Source organism: Mesorhizobium sp. WSM3224 (assembly GCF_000427725.1).
Taxonomy (GTDB): Bacteria; Pseudomonadota; Alphaproteobacteria; order Rhizobiales; family Rhizobiaceae; genus Mesorhizobium.
Genome location: NZ_ATYO01000001.1, coordinates 637,112 through 662,762 on the forward strand (window position 1 = coordinate 637,112; position 25,651 = coordinate 662,762).

Annotated in this window: 19 protein-coding genes and 1 pseudogene; 8 read left to right on the top strand and 12 right to left on the bottom strand. The window is 64.3% G+C overall.

Translation table 11 applies throughout. From position 1 onward, the window contains the following. Together YU3_RS0103025 and YU3_RS0103030 are read left to right on the top strand one after the other, a co-directional pair. Complete coding sequence (locus tag YU3_RS0103025) at nucleotides 1-1,470, top strand: HAMP domain-containing sensor histidine kinase (RefSeq protein WP_027164855.1); 1,470 nt, start codon at nucleotides 1-3, stop codon at nucleotides 1,468-1,470. After that, a complete protein-coding gene (locus YU3_RS0103030) occupies nucleotides 1,470-4,442 on the top strand; it encodes a bifunctional [glutamine synthetase] adenylyltransferase/[glutamine synthetase]-adenylyl-L-tyrosine phosphorylase (RefSeq protein ID WP_027164856.1) in 2,973 nt (990 codons plus the stop codon). Before YU3_RS0103025 ends, YU3_RS0103030 begins: the two co-directional genes overlap by 1 nt. A gap of 211 nt (nucleotides 4,443-4,653) precedes the next feature. On the opposite strand, the gene YU3_RS0103035 is transcribed toward YU3_RS0103030, so the two are convergent. Together YU3_RS0103035 and pepN are read right to left on the bottom strand one after the other, a co-directional pair. Then, nucleotides 4,654-6,975, bottom strand: a complete 2,322-nt coding sequence (locus tag YU3_RS0103035) for a PAS domain-containing sensor histidine kinase (protein ID WP_027164857.1) — start codon at nucleotides 6,973-6,975, stop codon at nucleotides 4,654-4,656. Nucleotides 6,976-7,275: 300 nt separating this feature from the next. Then, nucleotides 7,276-9,921: an aminopeptidase N gene (pepN, locus tag YU3_RS0103040; protein ID WP_027164858.1), complete on the bottom strand. Its 2,646-nt coding sequence runs from the start codon at nucleotides 9,919-9,921 to the stop codon at nucleotides 7,276-7,278. Nucleotides 9,922-10,074: 153 nt separating this feature from the next. Here pepN and YU3_RS0103045 point away from each other — a divergent pair, with 153 nt between their 5' ends. Both YU3_RS0103045 and YU3_RS35920 read left to right on the top strand, forming a co-directional pair. Continuing rightward, the gene (locus tag YU3_RS0103045) at nucleotides 10,075-11,022 is read left to right on the top strand and encodes a DMT family transporter (protein WP_027164859.1); all 948 of its coding nucleotides are present in this window, start codon (nucleotides 10,075-10,077) and stop codon (nucleotides 11,020-11,022) included. A gap of 61 nt (nucleotides 11,023-11,083) precedes the next feature. Further along, on the top strand, nucleotides 11,084-11,524 hold the full coding sequence (locus YU3_RS35920) for a hypothetical protein (RefSeq protein WP_051333827.1): 441 nt from the start codon (nucleotides 11,084-11,086) through the stop codon (nucleotides 11,522-11,524). Between the two features lie 14 nt (nucleotides 11,525-11,538). Here the strand turns inward: YU3_RS35920 and YU3_RS0103055 are convergent, their stop codons facing one another. The 3 genes from YU3_RS0103055 to YU3_RS0103065 form a co-directional block, all read right to left on the bottom strand. Further along, a complete protein-coding gene (locus YU3_RS0103055; RefSeq protein WP_027164860.1) occupies nucleotides 11,539-12,357 on the bottom strand; it encodes a helix-turn-helix transcriptional regulator in 819 nt (272 codons plus the stop codon). Nucleotides 12,358-12,606: 249 nt separating this feature from the next. Continuing rightward, nucleotides 12,607-13,530: a uracil-DNA glycosylase gene (locus YU3_RS0103060; protein WP_027164861.1), complete on the bottom strand. Its 924-nt coding sequence runs from the start codon at nucleotides 13,528-13,530 to the stop codon at nucleotides 12,607-12,609. A 46-nt stretch (nucleotides 13,531-13,576) separates the two neighbouring features. Next, complete coding sequence (locus YU3_RS0103065; RefSeq protein WP_027164862.1) at nucleotides 13,577-14,215, bottom strand: hypothetical protein; 639 nt, start codon at nucleotides 14,213-14,215, stop codon at nucleotides 13,577-13,579. A gap of 252 nt (nucleotides 14,216-14,467) precedes the next feature. On the opposite strand from YU3_RS0103065, the gene YU3_RS0103070 reads away from it, so the two are divergent. Continuing rightward, on the top strand, nucleotides 14,468-16,147 hold the full coding sequence (locus tag YU3_RS0103070) for an electron transfer flavoprotein-ubiquinone oxidoreductase (protein ID WP_027164863.1): 1,680 nt from the start codon (nucleotides 14,468-14,470) through the stop codon (nucleotides 16,145-16,147). A 77-nt stretch (nucleotides 16,148-16,224) separates the two neighbouring features. Further along, nucleotides 16,225-16,821, top strand: a complete 597-nt coding sequence (locus tag YU3_RS0103075) for a DUF922 domain-containing protein (protein WP_027164864.1) — start codon at nucleotides 16,225-16,227, stop codon at nucleotides 16,819-16,821. A 22-nt stretch (nucleotides 16,822-16,843) separates the two neighbouring features. Here the strand turns inward: YU3_RS0103075 and YU3_RS0103080 are convergent, their stop codons facing one another. From YU3_RS0103080 to YU3_RS0103105, 5 genes and pseudogenes are all read right to left on the bottom strand, one after another. Further along, nucleotides 16,844-17,851, bottom strand: a complete 1,008-nt coding sequence (locus YU3_RS0103080) for an endonuclease/exonuclease/phosphatase family protein (protein WP_027164865.1) — start codon at nucleotides 17,849-17,851, stop codon at nucleotides 16,844-16,846. A 288-nt stretch (nucleotides 17,852-18,139) separates the two neighbouring features. Then, the gene (locus YU3_RS0103090; protein WP_245273409.1) at nucleotides 18,140-19,597 is read right to left on the bottom strand and encodes an AMP nucleosidase; all 1,458 of its coding nucleotides are present in this window, start codon (nucleotides 19,595-19,597) and stop codon (nucleotides 18,140-18,142) included. Between the two features lie 126 nt (nucleotides 19,598-19,723). Further along, nucleotides 19,724-19,917, bottom strand: a pseudogene (locus YU3_RS35925) (hypothetical protein). 49 nt (nucleotides 19,918-19,966) lie between these two features. Continuing rightward, nucleotides 19,967-20,101 (bottom strand): hypothetical protein, encoded by a 135-nt coding sequence (locus tag YU3_RS42075; RefSeq protein WP_280794693.1) that lies wholly within the window; start codon nucleotides 20,099-20,101, stop codon nucleotides 19,967-19,969. 300 nt (nucleotides 20,102-20,401) lie between these two features. Next, a complete protein-coding gene (locus tag YU3_RS0103105) occupies nucleotides 20,402-20,743 on the bottom strand; it encodes a DUF2147 domain-containing protein (protein WP_027164868.1) in 342 nt (113 codons plus the stop codon). Between the two features lie 436 nt (nucleotides 20,744-21,179). Between YU3_RS0103105 and YU3_RS0103110 the strand changes: the two genes are divergently transcribed. After that, nucleotides 21,180-21,446, top strand: coding sequence for a sel1 repeat family protein (locus YU3_RS0103110; RefSeq protein ID WP_027164869.1), 267 nt, complete (start codon nucleotides 21,180-21,182; stop codon nucleotides 21,444-21,446). 370 nt (nucleotides 21,447-21,816) lie between these two features. Then, nucleotides 21,817-22,938, top strand: coding sequence for an ABC transporter substrate-binding protein (locus tag YU3_RS0103115; RefSeq protein ID WP_027164870.1), 1,122 nt, complete (start codon nucleotides 21,817-21,819; stop codon nucleotides 22,936-22,938). Between the two features lie 51 nt (nucleotides 22,939-22,989). Here the strand turns inward: YU3_RS0103115 and YU3_RS0103120 are convergent, their stop codons facing one another. Then, nucleotides 22,990-24,954 (bottom strand): acetyl/propionyl/methylcrotonyl-CoA carboxylase subunit alpha, encoded by a 1,965-nt coding sequence (locus YU3_RS0103120; RefSeq protein ID WP_027164871.1) that lies wholly within the window; start codon nucleotides 24,952-24,954, stop codon nucleotides 22,990-22,992. Nucleotides 24,955-25,119: 165 nt separating this feature from the next. Next, nucleotides 25,120-25,650, bottom strand: a complete 531-nt coding sequence (locus YU3_RS0103125) for an O-acetyl-ADP-ribose deacetylase (RefSeq protein WP_027164872.1) — start codon at nucleotides 25,648-25,650, stop codon at nucleotides 25,120-25,122. Between the last annotated feature and the right edge of the window lies 1 nt (nucleotide 25,651).

The following is a 25,651-nucleotide window of genomic DNA, read 5'->3' on the forward strand; positions in this document are numbered from 1 at the left end:
ATGGCTCTTTCCCTGCCGGCCATCATGAGGACGACGGCGGCTCGGCTTTCGGCGCTGTATTTCCTGCTTTTCGCTCTCTGCGCCGTGCTGCTGGTCTTCTACATGACGTCGCTGTCGGCAAGCATGCTGACCACGCAAACCAAAGACACCATCAATGATGAGATATTAGGTTTGGGCCGCGCCTACCAGAACGGCGGCCTGCCATTGCTGGTGCGCGTGGTCGAGGGCCGCTCGCGCCAGCCCGGCGCCAACCTCTACCTGATTGCCGATGCCAACGGCCAGATCCTGACCGGCAACGTGCAGAGCCTGGAGCCGGGGGTCATCGAGACGGAAGGTTGGACGACCGAACCCTTTTCCTACCAGCGCTTCGGCGAGGGCGAGCTCGACCGGTTGCGCAGCGGAGACCAGACCGCGCCGCAGGCCGGCGGGGGCGGCGCGCAGTCCGAGGGTGAGAAGGGCCACAACGCCATCGCGCTGGTGCTGAGGCTCCCCAACCAGATGATCTTGCTGGTCGGCCGCGACCTCGGGGAGCCCGAACGCTTCCGCGCCGTCATCCGCCGTTCGCTGACCTTGGCGCTTGGCATGATGGGCCTGGGCGGCATCCTGATCTGGTTCTTTGTCGGGCGCGCCGCGCTGAAGCGCATCGACAGCGTCTCGGACGCCAGCCGCCGGATCATGGGCGGCGACTTGTCCGGACGGTTGCCGGTCACCGGCGCCGGCGACGAATTTGACCGCCTGTCGGAAAATCTCAATTCGATGCTGGCCAGGATCGCCATGCTGAATGAGGGGCTGAAGCAGGTCTCCGACAACATCGCCCATGACCTGAAGACGCCACTGACCAGGCTGCGCAACCGCGCCGAAGCGACGCTTGCCGGCAGGCATAAGACGCAAGACTACCGCCAGGCGCTGGAAGGCACGATCACGGAGTCCGACCAGCTCATCAAGACGTTCAACGCCATCCTGATGATCTCGCGCCTGGAGGCCGGCTATTCCTCGGAACAGACCGGTCCCGTCGATCTCGCCGCCACGGTGAGCGATGTCGTCGAGCTCTACGAGCCGGTGGCGGAGGAAGCGGGCGTCACGCTGGAGGCGACCGCACCCGCGGCCTTCACGATCAACGGCAACCGCGAGCTGATCGGCCAGGCGCTGTCCAACATCGTCGACAACGCCATCAAATACTCGACCGACGCTGCCGAGACGCCGAAAGTGCGTGTGGCGCTGGAACGCGCCGGAAGCGAGATCAAGCTTACCGTCACCGACAACGGCCACGGCATCCCGGACAACGCCGACCGTGCCCGGGCCACCGAGCGCTTCGTGCGCCTGGAAAAGAGCCGCTCGCAACCGGGCTCGGGCCTGGGCCTCAGCCTCGCCAAGGCGATCATGACTTTCCACAACGGACGGCTTGATCTTTTGCCCGCCAATCCCGGATTGTCCGTGGTCATGAGTTTCCCGCTACGGGAGACGCATTGATGGCGAGGACAATGGCGAAGAAGAAGGTCGAATGGCGGCTTAGCCCGACACTGGCGCTCCGGCCGCTGGATGCCGATCGTGCCCGGCGCGAACTGTCGGAAATCGCCGATGCCGCCGAGGAAGAGGGGCTTTCCCGTCTCGCCGCATTCCTGGCGGGCGAAGGGCCGCTGCAGGACACGCTGGCGGCCGTCTTCGACCTCTCGCCCTTCCTGCGCGATGTGGCGCGCCGCCGGCCGGCAATTCTCGACACGCTGTTCGACCAGACGATCGAAACGCGGCTCGGCGCCATAGGCGAGGCGATCGGCGGTGCGGCCAAGGCGGACGATGCATCGGAACCGGGCCTGATGAAGGCGCTGCGGCAATGGAAGGCCGAAGCGCATTTCCTGATCGCGCTGGCCGATCTTTCAGGCGAGGCGCAGACCTCCGTGACGGTGCGCCGCCTCAGTGATCTCGCCGACGCCTGCACACGCGCCGCCGTCGATTTCCTGCTGCTCGACGCGCATCGGCAAGGCAAGCTCAAACTGCCGTATCCGGTGGAACCGGCCAAGGATTCGGGCTGGATTCTACTCGGCATGGGCAAGCTCGGCGCGCATGAACTGAATTTTTCCTCCGACATCGATCTCGTCGTCTTCTTCGATCCGGAGGCGCCGGCAATCGTCGATCCGCTCGATGCGACGGAGCTGTTCGCGCGCCTTACCCGCCGTCTCGTGCGCATCCTGCAGGACCGCACCGAGCACGGCTACGTCTTCCGTACCGATCTGAGGCTGCGCCCCGATCCCGGCTCGACGCCGCTGGCGATCCCGGTCGAGGCAGCACTTCGCTATTACGAGGCGCGCGGCCAGAACTGGGAACGCGCCGCCATGATCAAGGCGCGGCCGGTTGCCGGCGACCTTGCCGCGGGCGCGGCCTTCCTCAAGGAATTGCAGCCCTATGTCTGGCGCAAATACATGGACTACGCGGCGATCGCCGACGTCCATTCCATCAAGCGTCAGATCCATGCCCACAAGGGCCATGGCGAGATCGCGGTGAAGGGCCACAATGTCAAACTCGGCCGCGGCGGCATCCGCGAGATCGAGTTCTTCGTCCAGACCCAGCAGCTCATCGCCGGCGGCCGGTTTCCCGAACTGCGTGGCCGCGAGACGGTGCCGATGCTGGCAGCGCTTGCCGCGCGCGGCTGGATCACCGCCGATGCGCGCGATGCGCTCACGCGCCAATACTGGTTCCTGCGCCGTGTCGAGCACGCCATCCAGATGGTGGCGGACGAGCAGACGCACATCCTGCCGGACAGCGACGAGGAACTGGAACGCATCGCGCTGATGCTGGGTTTTGCCGGCGAGGTGGAATTCACGGAGGCGTTCCGCGCCTCGCTACAGCAGGTCGAGCGCCATTATGCGGCGCTGTTCGAAACCGCGCCCGAACTCTCGGCCGGCGTCGGCAACCTGGTCTTCACCGGCGATGTCGACGATCCCGACACACTGCAGACGCTGGATCGCCTGGGCTTCCAGCGGACGAGCGACATCTGCCGCGTCATCCGCGGCTGGCATTTCGGCCGCTACCGCGTCACCCAGTCGGCGGAGGCGCGCGAGAGGCTGACCGAACTGACGCCGGCGCTGCTGAAAGCCTTCGGTCAGACGCGGCGCGCCGACGAGGCGCTGATGCGCTTCGACGAGTTCCTCGCCGGCTTGCCGGCTGGCATCCAGCTTTTCTCGCTGCTGCAGTCGAACCCGGCGCTGCTGAAGCTGATGGCAACGATCATGGGCGCGGCGCCACGGCTTGCCGCCATTATCACGCGCCGCCCGCACGTCTTTGACGGCCTGCTCGATCCGGCGCTGCTGACAGAACTCCCTGAACGCGCCTATCTCTCGGCGCGGCTCGCCGCCTTCGTCGACGGCGACCGCGCCTATGAGGATGTGCTCGACCGCCTGCGCATCTTCGCCTCAGAGCAGAAATTCCTGATCGGCGTGCGCCTGCTAGCCGGCTCTATCGATCCGGCGCGGGCGGGGCGCGCCTTTTCGGACCTAGCCGACCTCACCATCGGGGCGGCACTTCAAGCGGTGATCGCCGAATTCGCGCTGCGCCACGGCAGGATCGAAGGCGGCAGGGTGGCCCTGCTCGGCATGGGCAAGCTCGGCAGCCGCGAGCTCACCGCCGGTTCGGATGTCGATCTCATCCTGCTCTACGACCATGACCCGGACGCCGAGGACTCCGACGGCGAGAAGCCGCTGGCGCCTTCGCACTACTATACCCGCATGACGCAGCGCCTGATCGCCGCCGTTGCGGCGCCGACGGCTGAAGGCGTGCTCTATGAGTTGGACCTGCGTCTGCGCCCGTCAGGCAACAAGGGGCCGGTCGCCACCCATATCGACGCGTTCAAGAAATATCAGCGTCACGATGCCTGGACCTGGGAGCACATGGCGCTGGCGCGGGCCCGCGCCATCGGCGGCGACGCCGAACTCTGCGCCGAACTCGATGACGAGGTGGCCGCGGTGCTGGCGCAGCCGCGCGACTCCGCCAAAGTGAAGGCGGATGCCTCCGAGATGCGGGGATTGATAGACAAGGAGAAGCCGCCGCGCGATCTCTGGGACATCAAGCTGATCCCCGGCGGGCTCATCGATCTGGAATTCATTGCCCAGGTCGCGGTCATCACCGGCGGGATCGAACCGGGCAGGCGGGCAACGGCGACGGCGGACGTGCTGGCGCGGCTGGCCCCCGGTTTCGCGGCCGCCGATGTGCGTGAAGAGCTTGGCGAGGCCTACCGGCTCTATCTGGCGCTGACCCAGATGATCAGGCTTTGCCTCACCGGCGAGTTCCAGCGCGACGATGTCCCGCCGGGGCTTTCGGATCTGCTCTTGGCGGTCACCGACCTGCCGGATTTCGCTGTGCTGGAAGCGCATCTCAAGGAGACGTCGCGGAAGGTCAGGAAGGACTTCGACCTTTTGCTTCGCGCGGGCGCGTCGATCTCACGAGATTGACCTAGGCCTCATTTCTTCGCGCCCCCCTCTATCCTACCGGACATCTCCCCCACGAGGGGGGAGATTGGCGGCTTCGGCGCCTCGCTCATTCCTGCAACTTTGGAGATTGGCGAAAGCCGGCGTGACAGATGATCTCCCCCCAAGTGGGGGAGATGTCCGGCAGGACAGAGAGGGGCGCTGTCCCGCCAGCGTTACAGTTTTTCAACGAAACTCAGGCCGCAGCCTTCACCGAAAGCGGGGCTTTCTTCAGCGGAATGCGCACCGACACGATGGTGCCGACACCTTCGGTCGAGCGGATCTTCAGCGCGCCGCCCTGCAGCTCTGCCAGCGAGCGCGAGATGGCGAGCCCAAGACCCGAGCCGGTGTGGTTCTTGGAGAACTGGTTCTGCACCTGCTCGAAGGGTCGGCCGAGCTTGCTCAACGCCGGCTTGGGGATGCCGCAGCCATTGTCCTCGATGGTAAGCACCAGCGCGCCCGAGGCGTTGCGCGCCCGCACCATGATATGGCCGCCCTGTCCGGTGAATTTCACTGCGTTGGAGAGCAGGTTGATGGCGATCTGCTTGATAGCGCGGCGGTCGGCGTAGAGCCGCATCGAGTCGGCGATGCGCGTCTCGACATTGATCGACTTTTCCGCCGCCTGCAGCGAGATCACCCGCACCGTTTCCTTGATCAAGGGGCAAAGGTCGATCTCCTCGCGGTCGAGCGAGAACTGGCCGGCTTCGATCTTGGACATGTCGAGAATGTCGTTGATGACGCCGAGAAGGTATTTGCCGCTGCCGTTGATGTCGGTTGCGTATTCCTCGTAACGCTCGGAGCCGAGCGGCCCGAACAAGCCCTGCTGCATCAGCTCGGAGAAGCCGATGATGGCATTGAGCGGCGTGCGCAATTCATGCGACATGTTGGCGAGGAACTCCGACTTGGCGCGATTGGCTGCCTCGGCGCGCTCGGTTTCCTTCATGTATTTGCGGTTGAGCTCGACCAGTTCGCTGGCACGTTCCTCTTCGGCGCGGCGCGCAAGGCTGAGATCGTGGATCGTCGCCATCAGCCGGCGCTCGCTGTCGACCAGCTTTTCCTGATGCAGCTTGATCTGGGTGATGTCCGAGCCAACCGAGACGATGCCGCCGTCGCGGGTCCTGAGCTCGTTGACCTGCAGCCAGCGGCCGTCGGCGAGCTGACGTTCGAAGCTGACGCCGCCCTGCGGACCGTTGGCATTGGCGAGCCTGCGCTCCGAGGCGAAGGCCAGCATCCGCTCCTCCAGCGCGTCGCGAACGACGCCCGGCACGACGTCGCGGTCCGACAGCCCGTTGTCCTTCTGGAACTTCGAATTGCACATGATCAGCCGCTCAGCGGCATCCCAAAGCACGAAGGATTCGTTGATGTTCTCGATCGCGGTCCTGAGCCGCATGTCGGCCGCTTCCGAACGCAGCGCCAGATGCCGCTGCTCGGTGACGTCGACGGCGATGCCGATCAGTTGGATCTCCGGGGCTTGCGGGTCGATCACCTGCGCGCGGGCCCGCATCCATACCCACTGTCCGTCGGCGTGGCGCATGCGGAAAACCTGGTCGATATGGTCGATCTCGCGCTCGACGATGCGGTTGGCGAGTTCGAACAGGTCGCCGTCGTCGGGGTGGATGATCTCGTCGACCGCGCCGAAGGAGAGCATGGATTCGCAGGGCTCGTAGCCCAGCATGTCGTACATCGAGCGCGACCAGTACATCTTGCCGCGCACCATGTCCCAGTCCCACAGGCCGCAGCGGCCGCGCACAAGCGCCATGTCGATGCGCTGATGCGCCTCGAGGTAGATGCGGTCCGCCGCCTGGGCGCGCGCCGCCTGGCCGAAATAGGCGTAGAGGATGACGATCAGCACGCCCGCCGTCAGCACGAACAGTGTGACGTTGAGCGACACCGACTTGCGCCAGCTGTCGAACACCGCTTCCTGCGGCACCAGCACGGCGGCTGCGTGTCTGTGATCGTCGGCGAGGCTGACGGCGGCAAACCAGTCCTGTCCGCCGATGCTCACATCCATCACGCCGGCGCGGTCGCCGAACATGAACAGCGGTTGCCCGCCCAGCACGAGGCTGTCGAGCGTGCGGCCCTGCCAGCCCGTCGACAATGGCGAGACGGCAACGACCTTGAAAGCGGCGTCGGTGATGGCAAGCACATGCGCACGGCTCATGGCGCCCTGGCGGCTGGTGCTTTCCAGAAGGCTGATGGCATTGGCGCCGGCCGCGTTGGGGTCCGCGGTGATCGCCTGCGCCATCCGCCCGGCGGCCAGCGCCAGCACCGCCTTGGCGTTGCGCTCGACCTCGTCATGCTCGTTCATCAGCGACAGGAAGCGCAGTGCCGCGATGACGACGAGGAAAACGACGATCAGCGCCGGGATCGATCGGCGCAGCAGCGGCTCGGCGGCCAAGAGCCGCTGATAAGTGGGTTCGGCGATCAGGCGCGCATTACCAGCAAGTCCGTCGCTCCTTGCCTTACGCCGCGCAAAAGCCTTCCCTCCGGGCGCGCCCCACGCGTCCGCCTTGGCCATAAATGGCACTCCCCGATCTGCCGTATACTTGGATGATCCGGCTACGCCGCACGCCCGAATCGCCATTAAAGAATCAAAGCTGATTCGCCTTGTCCAGAGGCGCGGGCGAAAAAGATTAAAAGTTGATTGAAATTTGTCGTTTCGCCTTCCCTTCTCCCCTTGTGGGAGAAGGTGGATCGGCGCGCAGCGCCGAGACGGATGAGGGGTGCTCCAGCGGAGTGAGAAGTGGGTGTTCCCTGGAACACCCTCATCCGTCGCCTTCGGCGACACCTTCTTCCACAAGGGGAGAAGGAGAGGGCGCTACGCCAACGTCCGCTCCACGATATCGCGCAAATCCGCCGACAGGTTTTCGACCTTCGCCATGTCGAGCAGCGCTTCCCTGGCCTTGGCTTGCCGTGCGGGCTCCAGCGAGCGCCAGGATCGCAGCGCCGTTGCCAGCCTTGCCGCCACCTGCGGATTGCGCTTTTCCACCTCCAGCACGGTCTCGGCGAAGAAGCGGTAGCCTTCGCCGTCGGGGCGGTGGAAGCCGGTCTGGTTGGCGCTGGAGAAGGTGCCGATCAATGAACGCACCCGGTTCGGATTGGCGATCGAGAAGGCAGGGTGCTGCATCAGTGTCCGCACCTTGTCGATGGTCTTCGCGCCGGGCACGCTGGCCTGGATCTGGAACCATTTGTCGAGCACCAGCGCGTCGCCGCGATAGCGGGACTCGAAGGCAACCAGCGCCTCCTCGGCCTCCGCCGTGCCCGAATGGCGATGCGCCAGAACGGCGAGGGCAGCGGCGCGGTCGGTCATGTTGGTGGCGGCAGTGAAGTGCCGCACGGCGAGGGCGGTGCCTCCCGGCAGCAGCGAAAGATAGTCGAGCAGGATGTTGCGCAGCGCCCTGCGTCCGGCGCTCGCCGCGTCCGGACTGAACGGACCCTTGTCGGCAAGGCTGTCATAGAGCGCCAGGAAGGCCTCGCGGTTTGCCTCGGCGATCGCCCGCGCCAGCGCCTCGCGCGCGGCAAGAATGGCGTCGGGGTCGATGCCCTTGCCGATGTCGCGGGCAATGTCGGCCTCGCCGGGGAGCGCCAGCGCCAGCGCCCTGTAGGCCGGCTCGAGCGTCTCGTCGCCGGCGATCCTGCCGGCAAGCTCGGCGAGCCGCGCCGCAAAGACCGGCTGCCTGCCACCGAGGATCTGACGGAAGGCGGCGATCAGCGCGTCGGTCAGCAGCGTGTTGAACGCCTGCCAACGCGAGAAGGCATCGCTGTCATGCGCGGCGAGGAAGAACTGGTCGTCGGCCTTCTGCTGCACCGACAGCGTGATCGGCGCCGAGAAGCCGCGGTTGAGCGACACCGAAGGCCGTTCTGAAACGCCCAAGAAGCGCACCGTGTGCCGACGCTTACGGATATGGATGACGCCGTCATCCACCGTTGCGCCCTCGACGGCTGTCCAGACGACCGGCTTGCCGCCGGCGCCGACCAGGCCGAAGGCCAGGGGAATATGCATCAGCCGCTTGCGGCTTTCCGACGGCGTCGGCGGTACCGACTGCTCGATCTCCAGCGTGAACTCGTTGGCGGCCGGATTGTGCGCGGAGCTCACCGTCAGGTTCGGCGTGCCGGCCTGATGATACCAGAGCGCGAATTGCGCTAGGTCCCGCCCTGAGATGTCTTCGAACACTTTCAGGAAGTCCTCGATTGTCGCGGCCTCGCCGTCATGCCGCTCGAAATAGAGGTCCATGCCGGCGCGGAAGGTTTCCGGCCCGAGGATGGTGCGGATCATGCGCACCACTTCGGAACCCTTCTCATAGACGGTCGCCGTGTAGAAATTGTTGATCTCGCGGTAGCGGCGCGGCCTGACCGGATGCGCCAGCGGGCCCTGGTCTTCAGGGAACTGGTGCGCGCGCAGCGTGCGCACCTCGGCGATGCGCTTCACCGCCCGCGAGCGCTGGTCGGCGGAGAATTCATGGTCGCGGTAAACCGTCAGGCCTTCCTTCAGGCAAAGCTGGAACCAGTCGCGGCAAGTGATTCTGTTGCCAGTCCAATTGTGAAAATATTCATGCGCGATGATCGCCTCGATATTGGCGAAATCGGCATCCGTCGCCGTCTCCTCGTCGGCCAGCACATATTTGTCGTTGAAGACATTGAGGCCCTTGTTCTCCATCGCGCCCATGTTGAAGTCGGACACGGCGACGATGTTGAAGACGTCGAGGTCGTATTCGCGGCCGAAGGCTTCCTCGTCCCATTTCATCGAGCGCTTCAGCGCGTCCATCGCGTAGCCGGCAAGACGCTCCTTGCCGGGCTCCACATAGATGCCGAGCTCGACGTTTCGGCCAGACATGGTGGTGAAGCTGCCTGCCACCTTGCCAAGCGCGCCGGCCACCAGCGCGAAAAGGTAGGAGGGTTTGGGGAAGGGGTCGTGCCAGACCGCGTAGTGCCGGCCGTTGGCGAGCGCGCCGCTGTCGACGGGATTGCCGTTTGAAAGCAGCAGCGGCGCCTCATTGTGCGGGGCCTCGATGCGCACGGTGTAGACCGACAGGATATCGGGACGGTCGAGGAAATAGGTGATGCGGCGAAAGCCCTCGGCCTCGCATTGCGTGCAATAGACGTTGTTGGAGCGATAGAGGCCCATCAGTGCCTCGTTGCGCGAAGGCGCGATCTCGGTCTCCAGGCGAAGCTCGAAGCGCGGCGCTGCCGGCGGTTTCGGGATCGTCAGCCGGTCCGGTGTCGCCTCATAGTCGCTGGCCTGAAGCGCATGCCCGTCGACGGCAACGCCAAGCAGCGTCAGCCCGTCGCCGTCGAGCATCAGCGGCGCCGACGCGGCGACGCCCTCACGCCGCTCGATGGTGAGCAGCGCGGTGACGAGGGTGGCGTCCGGCGACAGGCGGAAGTCCAGACTGACCCTGGGGATGAGATAATCGCTGGGGCGATAGTCTTCTAGCTTGAAGACATGGCCGGTATCGGTGCGCATTCCGTTGGTTTTCCGATCGATTTCAAGCGGACAGCAGTCTTTGCTGGTCCAAGAATTTTGAGGTGCGCGCTCTTTACACGAAACGGCCACTCGACAAAACTGCGCAAAGGCCTCATTTGCGGCTTCGTTTTCCGACCATCCTCACGAGGCACGATGACCGTCGATCATGCCGTCGGCCACAACACGCTGCGCGGCATTACGCTGAAGATCATCTCGGTGACGATCTTCGTTGGCATGCAGACCTGCATCAAGGCGGCCGGCGACGTGCCCGCCGGGCAGATCGTCTTCTTCCGCTCCTTCTTCGCCATCTTCCCGATCATTGCCTTCCTGGCCTTCAAGGGAGAGCTCGCCACTGCATTCACGACCAGGCGGCCGTTCAACCATATTGCGCGCGGCGTCGTCGGCGTCGGCGCCATGGGGCTTGGCTTCTTCGCGCTGACCAGGTTGCCGCTGCCGGAGGCCATCACGCTGAACTACGCCCAGCCGCTGCTGGTCGTGGTGTTCTCCTCGGTTTTCCTCGGCGAGACGATCCGCGTCTACCGCTGGAGCGCGGTTGCGGTCGGCCTTGCCGGCGTGCTGATCATCTCTTGGCCGGAACTGACGCTGCTCAATTCCGATCAAGGCCTCGACGACCAGGAGGTGCTGGGCGTCATGGCCGCGCTGATCGCCGCGGCGATTTCGGCCGTCGCCATGCTTCTGGTGCGCAATCTCGTCCAGACGGAGAAGACGGCGACCATTGTGTTGTGGTTCTCCTCGACGGCTTCGGTGCTGTCGCTTTTCACGCTGCCCTTCGGCTGGCAGGCGCTGACGCCGATGCAAGCCGCGCTGCTTGTGGTCGCGGGCTTCGGCGGCGGGCTCGGTCAGATCCTGATGACGGCGGCCTACCGGCATGCCGAAGCCTCGGTCGTGGCGCCCTTCGAATACACCTCGATGATCCTCGGCGTCGCCGTCGGCTATCTCGTGTTCGGCGACGTGACCTCGCTCAACACGCTTATCGGCGGCGTGATCGTCGTTGCCGCCGGCATCTTCATCATCTGGCGCGAACGGCAACTCGGCCTGGAGCGCACGCGCACCAGGACAGCCGCGCCGCCGCAGGGGTGAACGAGACCGCCGTCATATCGACAAGTTCACCGATGTTTCTCAAGTCCATGAGAGATTGAAAATGAGTGACAAAGAGCGTCCTTACGTCCTTCACACGAACCGAGAGCTGGCGATGATGCTCGCCGGTGCCAAACCGTTGGCGGTGTTCGCTCACGAGAAGGTCGACGGTTTTGAGAAATCCGACGCGCTGGCCAATCAGGATTTCGCACCACACGTCGCAGCTGGGACGCTTTCGGAGCATGTGAGGACGAGAACGATATCCCTGCCGAGCGGTACTGCGGTGGATATCGATTACTGGTTCTACACGCTCAAAGGCGAAGAATGGCGGGTCGAAGCATATTGGCTGCTTATCGATTTCCTCCACCGCAGGGCCTGGTGCCCGCAATTCGAATGGTTGGAAGGAAGGCTGCTCGGGTACACCGATCAGGAGAACATCCACCATCTTTTGCGGAGATATCCGGCGGACCCGTGGGTTGCCGAGATTTGCAAGCCACGAAACTGAGGATCGGTCGGCGTCTAGCCATCCATCGCGTTGGTCCGTTCCTTCGCGAGCCGCACCAGCACCGCCCGGGTCTGCTCATCCGCCGGGAAAAACGATTCGATCGCCAGTTCCGACAGGGTTACGTCGAGCGGCGTGCCGAACACGGTGATCGTGCTGATGAAGGACAGCACGGTATCGCCATGCGCCAGCCGCAGCGGATGCACGATGCCGCTTGGCTCGACCGGCGCCGGCCGGCTGCTCTTCAGGCCGGACGGATAGGTGCGCAACTCGCGCTCCAGCTCGATCAGCGCCGGGTCGCCGGTCGCGTCGTTCTGGTGCTTCAGCCGCTCCAAAAGATGTGCCCGCCATTCCGCCAGGTTGACGATGCGCGGCGCCACTCCGCCCGGATGGAGACTGAGCCTGAGTACATTGACCGGCTGCGCGAGCAGCGACGGCTCGGAAATATCCGCAAGGAACGGGGCGATCGCCGCATTGGCCGAAACGAGGTTCCAGAGCCGGTCGACTGCGAGCGCCGGAAAAGGCTCGTGACCCTTGAGCACGGTCTCGACCGCGGCCATCGCCGGAGCCAGCGTTTTGTCGCTCAGCGGCTTCTCGCTGAAGCTCGGCGCGAAGCCCGCGGCGAGCAGCAACTGGTTGCGCTGGCGCAACGGGATCGACAACTGCTCGGCCAGATGCAGCACCATGTCGCGCGACGGCTGGGCGCGGCCGCTTTCGACGAAGGAGAGATGCCGCTGCGAGATATCGGCCTCCGTGGCGAGGTCGAGCTGGCTCATTCGCCGCCGCGTGCGCCATTCGCGGATCAGGCTGCCAGCGGAGATGTCGGATGTGGTCATGGGTGAATGACTAGGGCGACGAGCGGCACAATTCAATTACCTGGGAGGTTATAGCTTCATCTTCCCTTCTCCCCTTGTGGGAGAAGGTGGATCGGCGCGCAGCGCCGAGACGGATGAGGGGTGCGTGAAGCAACGCAGCATAAAATAATCCAGCATTTTCAAATTCTTGTGCCTTTGAAGTGGCGATCCTTTCAGCACCCCGCATCCGACCGAGCTTCGCTCGGCCCCCGCAAGGGGAGAAGGGGAGGTTCATGCCAACCCCTTCAGCTTAGCCTTCACCTCGAGGAAATCCCGCCAGGCCAGCTTCTTGTGCGCAGGCGTCCGCAAGAGATAGGCCGGATGCAGCGTCGGCATCGCCGGAATGGCTGTGCCCGAAGCCGTCGTGTGCACTCGCCAGTTGCCGCGCAAGCGCAGGATTCCCTCGGTCGTGTTGAGCAGCGTCTTCGCCGACGGACCGCCGAGATTGACCAGCACTTTTGGATTGACCAGCTCGATCTGCCTTTCGATGAAGGGCCGGCAGATTTCGGTCTCGTGCGGCGTCGGCGTGCGGTTGCCCGGCGGCCGCCACGGAATGACGTTGGCGATATAGGCCGAGCTGCGGTCGAGGCCGATCGCCCCAAGCATGCGGTCGAGCAGCCGGCCGGAGCGGCCGACAAAGGGCAGGCCTTCAAGGTCCTCGTCGCGGCCCGGGGCTTCGCCGACCAGCATCAGGTCGGCATTGGGGTTGCCGTCGGCGAAGACCAGGTTCTTGGCGGTGAATTTGAGATTGCAGCCGTCGAAGGCGGCCATGTGCTGGCGCAGTTCGTCGAGCGTCGCGGCACTTGCCGCCAGTTGCCGCGCAAGCAGCGCCTGTGCCTCGTCGGGAACGGCCGCGGCCGCCGGCATCCGCGCGGGCGCGTCCGGAATATTGCTCGCGTCGAGCCTCGATGGCGGTGGCTCTGGCGCCTTGGATCGCTCCGGAGCCCGTTCAGGCGCCGGGCTGCTCTCGGGTCTGGGCTCGCGATGCGGCGCGGCTGGCGTCCGCTCGGCAGGCCTGCGCTCGGCGGACCTTGCCGTCGGTTCGGCAAACCGGTTGATCGGCGCGTCTTCAAGCGCATCGTCGACACCGGCGCTGGCATAGAAGGCGAGCAGTTCGGCGATCTCGGCAGGTGTGCTGGGGGAAGCGGCAGTCATGGCGCCACCATCGTCCGCGCGACGCCGATTTGCAACCGCGCAGAGATCATCCGGTGGGGATGCGCGGATCCTGCACGACGTAAAACGTCCAGCGCGGCGTGTAATCGGTGATCAGGAAATCGAAAGTCGCCGTCTTCAGCGGATCGACCTTGCCGTTCCTGAACAGCAGCTGGTCGTAAGGTTCGAACTTACGCTCGAAATCGGCGAAGTTGCTCGACCAGATGTTGTCGGGCGTCTTGTTGCGCTGGTCGAAGGAAAAGCCATCGCCGAACACGCTCGGCTGGTCGAGGATTTCCTGCAGCTCGAACTGGAACTCCACCCAGGGCAGGGCGCTGTTGTTGAGCACGTCGATGCGCATATACATCACGCCGTTGGCGACCTGGCCGGCCTTGCCGAAGGGTTCGATCGGCTTCGTCGCGCGGATGGTCAGCGTCACCGGCGTCGCCGTGTTCAGCTCCTCCTTGATGATCAGCGGGTCTTCCTTGGTGCCGATGCCGGAAGCGCCGGTGATGCGGAAGCCGCCCAGCTCGTCGGAGAATGAATAGGCGCCGGTCGCCCAGACCTTCACCGGATCTGCCTGCGCCGGCGCGGCCAAAAAGAGGAGCGGAAGAACCGTGCGCCAGGCCAAGCCGGGCGTGAAGAGCAAGCGCTTCAATGGAAAGCCGGGCGGCTCTGGATTGCGCATGCGGCCAAGTATTGCCGATAACCAAGCCGTCGAACAATTAAAAACATGCGGGCAACGCCTGGCCTGCCAACCGATTGGCGCTGGCCTATGCTTTGGCTCAGGTCGAGCCATGGCCCGTTTTCGCGTGAAAACCGCGACTTTTTGTCGAAATCGGCGTTGTCACGTCAGCGCCGGTTTCGCGTCGCGAATTGATGCGCTATGCAGCGCGTGAGCCAGCAGAATGCGAGAACGTGGCGAGCCAGTGAGGGGCCGATGAGCGAAATCGAACGCGAGAGCATGGAATTCGACGTGGTGATCGTCGGCGCAGGCCCCGCCGGCCTTGCCGCCGGGATCCGTCTGAAGCAGCTCAACCCCGACCTTTCCGTCGTCGTCCTGGAGAAGGGCGGTGAGGTCGGCGCGCATATCCTTTCCGGTGCCGTTGTCGATCCGATCGGTATCGATCGCCTTTTGCCGGGCTGGCGCGAGGAAGAGGGCCATCCGTTCAAGACGCCTGTCACCGACGATCACTTCCTGGCGCTCGGGCCTGCCGGCTCCTTCCGCCTGCCCAACTTCCTGATGCCGCCGCTGATGAACAATCACGGCAACTACATCGTCTCGCTCGGCAATGTCTGCCGCTGGCTGGCGGCCAAGGCTGAGGCGCTGGGCGTCGAGGTCTATCCGGGCTTCGCCGCGACAAGCCTCGTCTACAACGACGCCGGCGCCGTCACCGGCGTCATCACCGGCGACATGGGCGTCGAGAAGGACGGCACGCATGGCCCGGCCTACGCGCCTGGTATGGCGCTGATGGGCAAATATGTGCTGATCGGCGAGGGCGCGCGCGGCTCTCTGGCCAAGCAGCTCATTGCGAAGTACCGGCTTGCCGACGGCCGCGAGCCGGGCAAGTTCGGCATCGGCCTCAAGGAACTGTGGCAGGTCAAGCCCGAGAACCACAAGCCTGGTCTCGTGCAGCATTCCTTCGGCTGGCCGCTCGACATGAAGACCGGCGGCGGCTCGTTCCTCTACCATCTCGAGGACAACCAGGTGGCGGTCGGCTTCGTCGTTCACCTGAACTACAAGAACCCCTATCTCGCGCCCTTCGAGGAATTCCAGCGCTTCAAGACGCATCCGGCGATCGCCGGCACCTTCGCGGGCGCCAAGCGCATCGGCTATGGCGCGCGCGCCATCACGGAAGGCGGTTGGCAGTCCGTGCCGAAGCTGTCTTTCCCCGGCGGCGTGCTGATGGGTTGTGCTGCCGGCTTCGTTAACGTGCCGCGCATCAAGGGTTCGCACAATGCGGTGCTATCGGGGATGCTGGCGGCCGAGCATGTGGCCGAGGCGATCGCCGGCGGCCGCGCCAATGACGAGCTCGCCTCCTACGAGGACGCCTGGCGCGGCACCGACATCGGCAAGGACCTGAAGAAGGTGCGCAACGTCAAGCCGCTGTGGTCGCGCTTCGGCACCATTGTCGGCGTCGGCATCGGCGGGTTGGACATGTGGCTGAACACGCTGTTCGGCTTCTCGCCCTTCGGCACGCTGAAGCACGGCAAGGCCGACTATGCCACGCTTGAGCCGGCCGCAAAACACGAGAAGATCGCCTATCCGAAGCCGGACGGCGTGCTGACCTTCGACCGGCTCTCCTCGGTGTTCCTCTCCAACACCAACCACGAGGAAAACGAGCCGGTGCACCTGATCGTCGGCGACATGGCGCTGCAGCAGCGTTCCGAGCACGATGTCTTCGCCGGTCCCTCGACCCGCTACTGCCCGGCCGGCGTCTATGAGTGGGTGGACAAGGACGGCAACGCCGCAGCCGATCCGTCGGCCAAGGACGTGCGCTTCGTCATCAACGCGCAGAACTGCGTCCACTGCAAGACCTGCGACATCAAGGACCCGAACCAGAACATCGACTGGGTGCCGCCACAAGGCGGCGAAGGCCCGGTCTACCAGGGCATGTGAGCCGCGCCTTATCCGCCAAGGCCGTTGAAGCCGCGCGCCGATTATGGTCTGCTTCGCGTCCAGACAAGGAGGCGGATATGCAGCGGATCAGCCTGGCGATATTAGCTGCTGCCGGCGTGCTTTTTTGCGAGGCCGCTGCCGCCGGCACCAAGCTGACCGTGCATGTGCGCACCTACGATGTTGCCGGCAAGACCGGCGCGGAACTGGTCGAGGCGATGGACGGCCTAGGGCCGAGGCACGGCCATGCCACGCGCGCCATCGCCGAGACGGGCTACGCCGTGCATTGGAAACTCGATGTGACGCGCGACAACGGCATCTGCCGGCTGCGCCAGGCCGACGGCACGATCGACCTGACCTACACCTTTCCGCGCCGCACGTCGCCGTCCGGCCCGGCCCTGCGCAAGCGCTGGGATCGTTTCCTGGCGGGCGTGCGCCAACATGAGCGCACCCATGGCCGCATCGCCAAGCAGATGATGCGAGCGACCGAGACGGCGCTTGCCGGGCTCGAGCGGCAGGACAATTGGTTCTGCACCGGCCTTCGCTGGGACGCCAGGCGCCGCATCGACACGATCTATGCCGACTACGAGGCCAGGCAGAACGCCTTCGACGCCCGCGAGCATCGCGACGGCGGCCATGTCGAGCAAATGGTCAATGCGTTGATAGGGAAGCCCTGAAGGCTGGGCCCATTCGTCCTATTCAGCTTCGCGGTCTGTCCGGCGCGTCGTTCGCCGCTAGCGCCGATCTGTGCTCGTCCTCGGGCGCGTCGGACCGCAGCGTGAATTCCACCAGCACCGGCAGATGGTCGGAGCCGGTATCCTCCAGCCGGGCCGCCGACAGGATCGTCACCCCGCCCTTGCTGAACACATGGTCGATCGGCAGGCCTGCATAGCGGCGCAGGAAGTCCGGCAGCGTGCGGTGGATCCAGGTCGGGCCGACCGACGGCATGAGCGTCATACCGCTAAGCCGCGCCACCCGCCGCACCGCCGCGCTCCACGGCACGGCATTGCAGTCGCCGGCCATGATCGCGGTCTCGCCGAGCCCGGCCAGGGATTCAGCCAGCTCGCCGATCTGCCAATATTGCTCGTTCGGCCACGGCCAGCTCAGATGGATCGCGGCGACGTCGACCGGAATGCCGCCGAAATCGATCGTGGCGGTCGCCATCGCCCCGCGCGGCTCGCAACGCGGCGCGGTACCGGCCGCGAAGGGCCGGCGCGACAGCAGCGCGACGCCGAATATGCCGTTGGGATAGTCGCAAAGGATGCGATAGGGGTAGGCGCTGGCAATATAGCCGAGCTCTTTCGCCCACATCCTGGACACTTCGTCGAGCGTGATGACGTCCGGATTGGTCCGGCCGATCAACGACAGAACCTTCTTCGGCGTCGGGTTGTTGAAGCGCAGGTTCATCTGCAGCAGGCTGTAGACGATCCGGTCGGCCGGCTTTGCGACGGCCTGTTGCGGCGACAATCCGGGCAGTGCGCTCATCGTCGTGGCGAAGCAGGCAATGGCGAAGACCAATGCCGCGACCGCCTGCAGCCGGTAGAAGGACGCAAGCAGCAGTGACAGCGCGAGCAAGGCCGTCAGCACGCTCACATGCATGCGGAAATGCGAGACGGAATCGAAAGCCGGATGCAGCGCGCCGAAGAACCCGGCCAGCAGCGCGGCCGAGCATGCCATCATCGCCAGGAATGTCAGCTGAGCCATCATGCTCAAGCGCGTGCCGCCCGTTGTCATTTGCTCCGACCGCCCGACATTTCACCGTTTCACGGAAACGGCGAAATGCCCTGTCTCCTTGTTCTGACGCAATTCCAGACGGAAAACCGCTTCGCACTTTTCCTGAAGTTGCTCCAGGCTATCCGTTCGGATCGCTTATCGGCCAAATTACGGCCAAGCAAGACGGCGGATTGCCTCGCCGGTCGCTTGCCGGCGCCTAAGAGCAATTCCAGGAAAAACGTGTAAACGGTTTTCCGTCCGGAATTGCGTCAAACCAAAGCGCTACTGGAATGCTGTTTCGGAAAAACTTCTGAGCTTGCGCGAATGCAGCCGCTCCATCGGCATTTCGGCGAGCTTCTCCATCGCCTTGATGCCGATGGTGAGGTGCTGCGCCACCTGCCGCTTGTAGAACTCGGTCGCCATGCCGGGCAGCTTCAGTTCGCCGTGCAGCGGCTTGTCTGAGACGCAAAGCAGCGTCCCGTAAGGCACGCGGAAGCGGAAGCCGTTGGCGGCGATGGTGGCCGATTCCATGTCGAGCGCGATGGCGCGCGACTGCGACAGCCGCTGCACCGGTCCGCGCTGGTCGCGCAGTTCCCAGTTGCGGTTGTCGATGGTGGCGACGGTGCCGGTGCGCATGATGCGTTTCAGGTCGTAGCCGGAAAGGCCGGTGACTTCGGCGACTGCTTCCTGCAGCGCCACCTGGATTTCGGCCAGCGGCGGGATCGGCACCCAGACCGGCAGGTCGTCGTCCAGCACATGGTCCTCGCGCACATAGGCATGCGCCAGCACATAGTCGCCCAGCGCCTGCGTGTTGCGCAGGCCTGCGCAGTGACCCAGCATCACCCAGGCGTGCGGCCGCAGCACCGCGATATGGTCGGTGATCGTCTTGGCATTTGAAGGGCCGACGCCGATATTGACCATGGTGATGCCGCCATGGCCGCGCTTCTTCAAATGATAGGCCGGCATCTGCGGCAAGCGCTGCGGCGGCGTGCCTTCGGAAACCGTCGCCCCGTTCCCGGTCACGACATTGCCCGGCTCGACGAACTCGATATAGCCGCTGTCGCCACTGGCCATCAATTCGCGGGCGCGGGCGACGAATTCGTCGATGTAGAACTGGTAGTTGGTGAACAGCACGAAGTTCTGGAAGTGATGTGGGCTGGTCGCCGTGTAATGCGTCATGCGGTGCAGCGAATAATCGATGCGTTGCGCGGTGAACGGCGCCAGCGGCCGCGGCTCGCCGAAGGCCACCTCGAAAGTGCCGTTGGCGATCTGGTCGTCGGTGCCGTCGAGATCCGGCACATCGAACAGGTCCCGGATCGGCCGCTTGATGCGCTCGGCGGCCGCGCCGTCGACATAGGTGCCTTCCAGGAAGGCGAAATGCAGCGGGATGGGCGTCGTCGATTCCGACACCGTGACTGTCACCCCGTGATTGCGCATGATGAGGCGAAGCTGCTCGATGAGATAGTTCTCGAACAGTTGCGGCTGGGTGATGGTGGTGGCGAAATTCCCGGGCGTCGGCATATGGCCATAGGCCTGGCGCGAGTCGACCTGGCTGAACGAGGTCGTGGTGACGCCGATCTGCGGATAGAAGGCCCGGTAGCGCTTGCTCTCGTCGCCGCCGGCGGCAAGTGCTGCGAAGGAATCGCGCAGGAATTTGGTGTTGCGGTCGTAGAGCGTCTGCAGCGCCGCGACGGCCTTTTTGGCGTCGTTAAAGCTCTGCTTGCCGAAAGGCTCCGGCATGACGACCGATTCGATGGCTTGGGGGTAGATTCGCTTTTCCATGTCTCAATATAGAGACTCAGGAGAGCGCTTGGGAGGGGGAGACAGGCTCGAAGCGACGCGAGGCGTCGTTTTTCTGGCGCCGTGTTATCCGCGCTGCAGGCTGATCAGCAACACGAAGCCTACGCTGGTGTTCCTGTGCGGCGGCGCCTCGATCCTGTTGCCTGTGTTGGCGCGCATCACGGCACGGCCAGCACCGGGACGGCGAGCAGCATCAGGATGAGCATCGCCCGCGGCAGCAGCCGGAGGATCTTCGTTGCGTTGTCGGCGATGCGGTTCATTTTGGTGGTGCCCCGTTTCCAGCTTGGTCGTTTCAGCGGTTGAATTGGTTCATGAAGCCGAGAACACAGGCGCCGGCCGTTCCCACGAGCGGGCCGTATGACCGACCTCCGCCACCAGGATGGCGAAGAGCATGCCGAACAGGCTCATCAGCAGGCAGACGATGGTGAAGCGACGGGCAAGCATTTCTCTCTCCTTCAATGCGGGAGAAAATGCCGGAATGCCCCTGAACCGGTTCTGAGACCGGTATTCATCTGCGGTTCAAATTGATTGACGAGGTCTTGAACTGGCCTCGCGGGTAATGCATGTCGCCCAGAAGTGTGCAGCGGTTCTGGGACAACGACCTGCATCAAAACAAAGACTTAAAAGCGTGTCGCCTGAATCCGTTTCAGCGCGACACGCTTTAGGCCCGGTCTGGCGAAGCGCTGCCGCTGCAAAAGAAAACGGGGCCGCTCGGGCCCCGTTTCGGATAGTCTGGAATTGCGATCAGAGCTTGTGCCAGGTCTGGCTTTTGCAGATCAGGCCGCCGAGCACGCAGCCGCTCATCTTGAGCGAGGTGCCCGACAGCGTCGCCTTGCCGGAATAGGTCTTGTCATTCGCCGGGTCTGTGATGCTGCCGGCGTACTTGTTGTCGCCGGCCGCTTTCAGTGAGCCGATAGTCTTGCCGGCATATTTGCCGTCTTTGAGCGTGATGGAGAAAGAACCGCTGCCGCCGATCGCCGCGGTGTCGCCGGCCTGGGTCTTCCAATTGCCTTCGATCGGGTCGGCCCATGCGGCGCCCGCCATGATCAAGGTGGCCGCCAGGGCCAAGCTCATCTTTCGAAACATCTTGTCCACCTCCCTATGGGGTCGCGGCGGGTTCCGGTCCGCCTTCCTGCCCCTTACGCAAAGGTAAGCTAATCCAGCTCCCGCCAAAAAAAAAGCGGTGCCGCCGCGGAAGGTTGTAAGGATTTTCGCGCTCGCCATTGTCCGGAATAAACGAAGTTCGAAAAACGCTTCGGTTTCCGTGGTTAGCGAAGTCTTGATTCCGGCCTCGGCAATTTTCATCGAATTTGATGCAAAATGGCGCAAACGCTGGATTCCCATGCTTAACGAATTTTCGCGTTTACCTCTTGTTTTAGCTTTGTTTTCCTCAAATTAAGCACGCCATTTAACGACGGATTCAAGGCCAGCCGTCATCCTCGAAAGCATCGAAAGAGCGGCCCACCCCAAGGGACACCAAGGGAAAAGGAGGCAGCTCTCGGGAGCCAGACAGGGGATTGAAATGGCACGTTTTGAAATGCTTGAAGACGGCTTCGGCGCCATGGGGGCAACTGCCCAGGCCGACATTCTTTTCGAACTGGGCATGATGTATGCGACCGGCCGCGATTGCGAGACCGACGTCGTTGCCGCCCACAAATGGTTCAACATCGCCGCCATCAAGGGCTCGGCCCGCGCCGCCGAACTGCGCTCGGAACTGTCGGCCACCATGTCGAAAGTCGAGATCGCCACGGCGCTGCGCGAAGCCCGCGAATGGATGACGATGCACTGATCTTGAGCGTGCAACGCTCAAGACGTCTATTGGGACAAGGCCGCGAAAAGACGGCCGGCTCAAAAAACCAAGAATGCGGCAGACCAACGCGTCAAAGCTGCGCAGGAACAGGGAAGCGAGCGGGTTTTAGGCACGGGGGCGTCTAGGAAACTCGACTGCAAAAGCCGCGACTGACCGAAACAAGGTCGGCGCGGCTTTTTGCATTAAGCACGGTAATCACAAGGCGTGTGGCCCAAGAAATCCTCACCGGAATGAACCAAAACCTTCCGCATTGTCCTCTCGACAGTTTCAGCGAAGGGTGAAATTGTCCCGGCTCTGTGGAAGAAGCGCGGCCAGGTCGCCGCGCGCAAGTGGAGGAGTTCTTATAGTCATGAAAAAATTGGGTATTTTGAGCGCGGCCGCACTTGGCCTGATGTTGAGCGCCCCGGTTGCCTTCGCCGACGACATCACCATTTCGGTGGTCGGCCCGATGACCGGCCAGCTCGCCACCATCGGTGACCAGTTCAAGCAGGGCGCGCAGGCCGCCGCCGACGCCATCAACGCGGCCGGCGGTGTCAACGGCTCCCAGGTCAAGCTCGACATCGAGGACGACCAGTGCGACCCGAAGCAGGCTGTCTCGGTGGCCAACCGCATCGTCGCCAACGGCGTCAAGTTCGTCGACGGCCATGCCTGCTCGGGCTCGAGCATTCCGGCCTCGGCCGTCTATGCCGAAGCCGGCACGCTGATGATGAGCCCGGCCTCGTCCAATCCGGTGCTGACCGACGCCGCCGCCAAGTCCGGCTGGCCGACCATCATGCGTCTCTACACGCGTGACGACGCGCAGGGCGCTTTCATCGGCCCGTGGATCGCCAAGAAATACGCCGGCAAGAACGTCGTCGTTCTGCATGACAAGAGCGCCTACGGCCAGGGCGTTGCCGATGCCGTGAAGGCGACGATGAATGCCGGCGGCCTCAAGGAGGTCGACTATGAAGGCATCAATGCCGGCGAGAAGGACTATTCGGCCCTCGTCACCAAGCTGAAGGAACTGAAGGCCGACGTCGTCTATTTCGGCGGCTACCACCCGGAGGCCGGCTTGATCCTGCGCCAGGCGGCAGAGCAGAACGTCAAGTTCCAGCTGATCATGCCGGACTCGATCGCCTCGCCGGAATTCTGGCAGGTCGCCGGCCCGGCCGGTGAAGGCACCCTGTTCGTCTTCCCGTCGGATCCGCAGTCGAAGCCCGAAGCGAAGGACGCGGTCGCCAAGATCAAGGCCGGCGGCTTCACGCCGGAAGGCTTCACGCTGTTCTCCTACGCCGTGATCCAGGCCGTCGCGGAAGGCGTCAAGCGTGCCGGCTCGGATGATCCGGCCAAGGTTGCCGAGGCGTTGAAGAACGGCAAGCCGTTCAGCACCGTGGTCGGCGACGTCACCTTCGACGAGAAGGGCGACTTGAAGAACGCCAGCTACGACATCAACCAGTGGCACGACGGCAAATACGCGCCGATCCAGCAGTAATCGATCCTGCAATCGAGGAAATGGCCGGGCTCGTTCCCGGCCATTTTTCTTTCAGACCTGCCCGTCCTCGACAAAGCGCACCAGCACCGTGCCATCGCTGACCTGCGCGCCCTCTGTCGTGATCTCGGCGATCACCCCGTCATGCGGGGCGGCGATCATGTGCTCCATCTTCATCGCCTCGAGGATCAAAAGCGGCTGGCCCTTGATCACGGCATCGCCCGCCGCGGCGCGCACCAGCTTGACCAGCCCCGGCATCGGGGCGCGCAGGCTGCCCGAGGCGGCCCCTGCCTCGTCCGCCCTGGCCAGCGGATCAGGCACCGTGAACGTGTAGCCCACTGCGCCTTCGAAGACGGTGACGTGACCGGGCCAGCGTGCCGTGTGCGGCATGGTCCTCAGGTCGTGTGTGTTCACCGCGTCATGCGGCGCCTCCAGCGCCACCTGGAAGCGGCCGTCCGGCCGTGCCGAAACCCGCGCCAGGATGTTCTCCTCGCCATAGCGCAGCCGGATGCGGCGCGAGAGCGTGTGGAAATGCGCATAGCCTGAAAGCGCGGACCACGGATCGGCGGTCGGACCGGGCGCGCCGGCGTCCGTCGCGGCCAGTGCCGCCGCGGCGACAGTTTCGTCGCCCGGCGCGGGAATGGCTGTAAGCGCCTCCTGATGGCGGCCGATCAGCCCGGTATCGACATCGCCCGCCGCGAAATCGGCGTCGGCCGCGAGCGCTGCCAGGAAGGCGGTATTGACGATCGAGCCGGCCACTTCCGTCCGCGCCAGCGTCTCGCGCAGCGCGCCGAGCGCGGTAGCACGGTCCTTGCCGTGCACCACCAGCTTGGCGATCATCGGGTCATAGAAGGGCGAGATCGCATCACCGGCACGCACGCCGGCCTCGATGCGTATCGCGGCACCTTCCGGCGCCGCGTCGGGGAATTTGAGATGATGCAGCGTGCCGGTCGCGGGCAAGAACCCTTTCGCGGCGTCCTCGGCATAAAGGCGCGCCTCGAAGGCGTGGCCTGACAGAGTGATTTCATCTTGCGTCTTCGGCAGCTTTTCGCCGGACGCTACGCGAAGCTGCCATTCGACGAGGTCGACGTCGGTGACCATCTCGGTGACGGGGTGCTCGACCTGCAGCCGCGTGTTCATTTCCATGAACCAGAAGCGGTCGGCCTTGAGCCCCTGGGAGGCGTCGACGATGAATTCGATCGTGCCGGCGCCCGAATAATTGATCGCCTTGGCTGCCGTCACCGCGGCGTCCGTCATCGCCTTGCGCAGCGCGGGCGTCATACCGGGGGCAGGGGCCTCCTCGATCACCTTCTGGTGGCGGCGCTGTGCCGAGCAATCGCGTTCGTAAAAATGCACCGCGCTGCCGAAATTGTCGCCGAACACCTGGACTTCGATATGGCGCGGCTTGTCGACGTATTTTTCCACCAGCACGCGATCGTCGCCGAACGCCGCTTTCGCCTCGCGCCGCGCTCCGGACAGCGCTTCCGAGAAATCGTCGGGGCGGTCGACGCGCCGCATGCCCTTGCCGCCCCCGCCGGCGCGCGCCTTGATCAGCACCGGATAGCCGATCTCACGCGCCTTGGAGGCAAGCAGCACGATCTCCTGCGCCGCGCCGTGATAGCCCGGCACCACCGGCACGCCGGCGGTTTCCATCAGCCGCTTGGCGGCGTCCTTCAATCCCATCGCGCGGATCGAGGCGGCGGATGGGCCGATGAAGACGAGGCCTGCCGCCGTCACCAGGTCGACGAAGTCGGGGTTTTCCGACAGGAAGCCGTAGCCGGGATGGATCGCCTCGGCGCCGGTGGCAAGTGCCGCGGCAACGATCCTGTCGCCGCGCAGATAGCTCTCGCCGACGGGCGAGGGGCCGATATGCACTGCCTCGTCGGCCATCTCGACATGCAGGGCGCGGGCATCGGCATCCGAATAGACGGCCACCGTGCGCACGCCGAGCTTGCGGGCGGTGCGGATGACGCGGCAGGCGATCTCGCCGCGATTGGCGATCAGGATCTTGCCGAACATGGAGCCTCCGCAGCCGGAACTTGCCTCGTGCGCCGGCGATCCTTGGCGCTGTCCCGCCAGCTTCTCCGGGCAAGCGTTCTTCCAACGTGATGGACCTCCCCCTTACCAAGGGAGTGCTCCAACGGGAGCGAAATTGTCTCTTGAACAAGATTTTGGCCCATAAGTTCAGCCTCCCCCGATGCCAGCAACGGCTTGCCGGTAGAACTCGGCCGTCTGGTCGTCGAAACAGCAGAAGGTAATAACCTCCGGCAGTGTATTTTGCCGCAGGAAGTCGCTTACGACACCGACGGCGATCCCGGTCGCTTCGTCTTTCGGAAAGCGGTAGATGCCGGTTGAGATCGCGGGGAAGGCGATCGTGCGGCAATCATGCGCGTGGGCGATTTCGAGCGAGCGTCGGTAGCAGGAGGCGAGCAGCTCGGCCTCGCCGTTGCCCCCGCCCTGCCAGACCGGCCCGACGGTGTGGATGACATAGCGCGCCGGCAGGCGATAGCCTTTGGTCAATTTGGCGTCGCCGGTCTTGCAGCCGTGAAGCATGCGGCATTCGGCCAGAAGCTCCGGACCGGCGGCACGATGAATGGCGCCGTCGACGCCGCCGCCACCAAGCAGCGAGGTATTGGCGGCGTTGACGATGGCGTCGACCGCGAGCTTGGTGATGTCGCCGGTGTGAATGCGGATCCTGTCACTGACGCCGCTCATC

What these genes read in the sequence shown, in the direction of transcription:
- YU3_RS0103120 (WP_027164871.1), bottom strand. Translation starts at nt 24,954, where the DNA reads ATGTTCGGCAAGATCCTGATCGCCAATCGCGGCGAGATCGCCTGCCGC.
- YU3_RS35920 (WP_051333827.1), top strand. Translation starts at nt 11,084, where the DNA reads ATGAGTGACAAAGAGCGTCCTTACGTCCTTCACACGAACCGAGAGCTG.
- YU3_RS0103090 (WP_245273409.1), bottom strand. Translation starts at nt 19,597, where the DNA reads ATGCCGGAGCCTTTCGGCAAGCAGAGCTTTAACGACGCCAAAAAGGCC.
- YU3_RS0103060 (WP_027164861.1), bottom strand. Translation starts at nt 13,530, where the DNA reads ATGACTGCCGCTTCCCCCAGCACACCTGCCGAGATCGCCGAACTGCTC.
- pepN (WP_027164858.1), bottom strand. Translation starts at nt 9,921, where the DNA reads ATGCGCACCGATACCGGCCATGTCTTCAAGCTAGAAGACTATCGCCCC.
- YU3_RS0103115 (WP_027164870.1), top strand. Translation starts at nt 21,817, where the DNA reads ATGAAAAAATTGGGTATTTTGAGCGCGGCCGCACTTGGCCTGATGTTG.
- YU3_RS42075 (WP_280794693.1), bottom strand. Translation starts at nt 20,101, where the DNA reads ATGCTTGCCCGTCGCTTCACCATCGTCTGCCTGCTGATGAGCCTGTTC.
- YU3_RS0103045 (WP_027164859.1), top strand. Translation starts at nt 10,075, where the DNA reads ATGACCGTCGATCATGCCGTCGGCCACAACACGCTGCGCGGCATTACG.
- YU3_RS0103075 (WP_027164864.1), top strand. Translation starts at nt 16,225, where the DNA reads ATGCAGCGGATCAGCCTGGCGATATTAGCTGCTGCCGGCGTGCTTTTT.
- YU3_RS0103105 (WP_027164868.1), bottom strand. Translation starts at nt 20,743, where the DNA reads ATGTTTCGAAAGATGAGCTTGGCCCTGGCGGCCACCTTGATCATGGCG.
- YU3_RS0103070 (WP_027164863.1), top strand. Translation starts at nt 14,468, where the DNA reads ATGAGCGAAATCGAACGCGAGAGCATGGAATTCGACGTGGTGATCGTC.
- YU3_RS0103125 (WP_027164872.1), bottom strand. Translation starts at nt 25,650, where the DNA reads ATGAGCGGCGTCAGTGACAGGATCCGCATTCACACCGGCGACATCACC.
- YU3_RS0103035 (WP_027164857.1), bottom strand. Translation starts at nt 6,975, where the DNA reads ATGGCCAAGGCGGACGCGTGGGGCGCGCCCGGAGGGAAGGCTTTTGCG.
- YU3_RS0103080 (WP_027164865.1), bottom strand. Translation starts at nt 17,851, where the DNA reads ATGATGGCTCAGCTGACATTCCTGGCGATGATGGCATGCTCGGCCGCG.
- YU3_RS0103025 (WP_027164855.1), top strand. Translation starts at nt 1, where the DNA reads ATGGCTCTTTCCCTGCCGGCCATCATGAGGACGACGGCGGCTCGGCTT.
- YU3_RS0103110 (WP_027164869.1), top strand. Translation starts at nt 21,180, where the DNA reads ATGGCACGTTTTGAAATGCTTGAAGACGGCTTCGGCGCCATGGGGGCA.
- YU3_RS0103065 (WP_027164862.1), bottom strand. Translation starts at nt 14,215, where the DNA reads ATGCGCAATCCAGAGCCGCCCGGCTTTCCATTGAAGCGCTTGCTCTTC.
- YU3_RS0103055 (WP_027164860.1), bottom strand. Translation starts at nt 12,357, where the DNA reads ATGACCACATCCGACATCTCCGCTGGCAGCCTGATCCGCGAATGGCGC.
- YU3_RS0103030 (WP_027164856.1), top strand. Translation starts at nt 1,470, where the DNA reads ATGGCGAGGACAATGGCGAAGAAGAAGGTCGAATGGCGGCTTAGCCCG.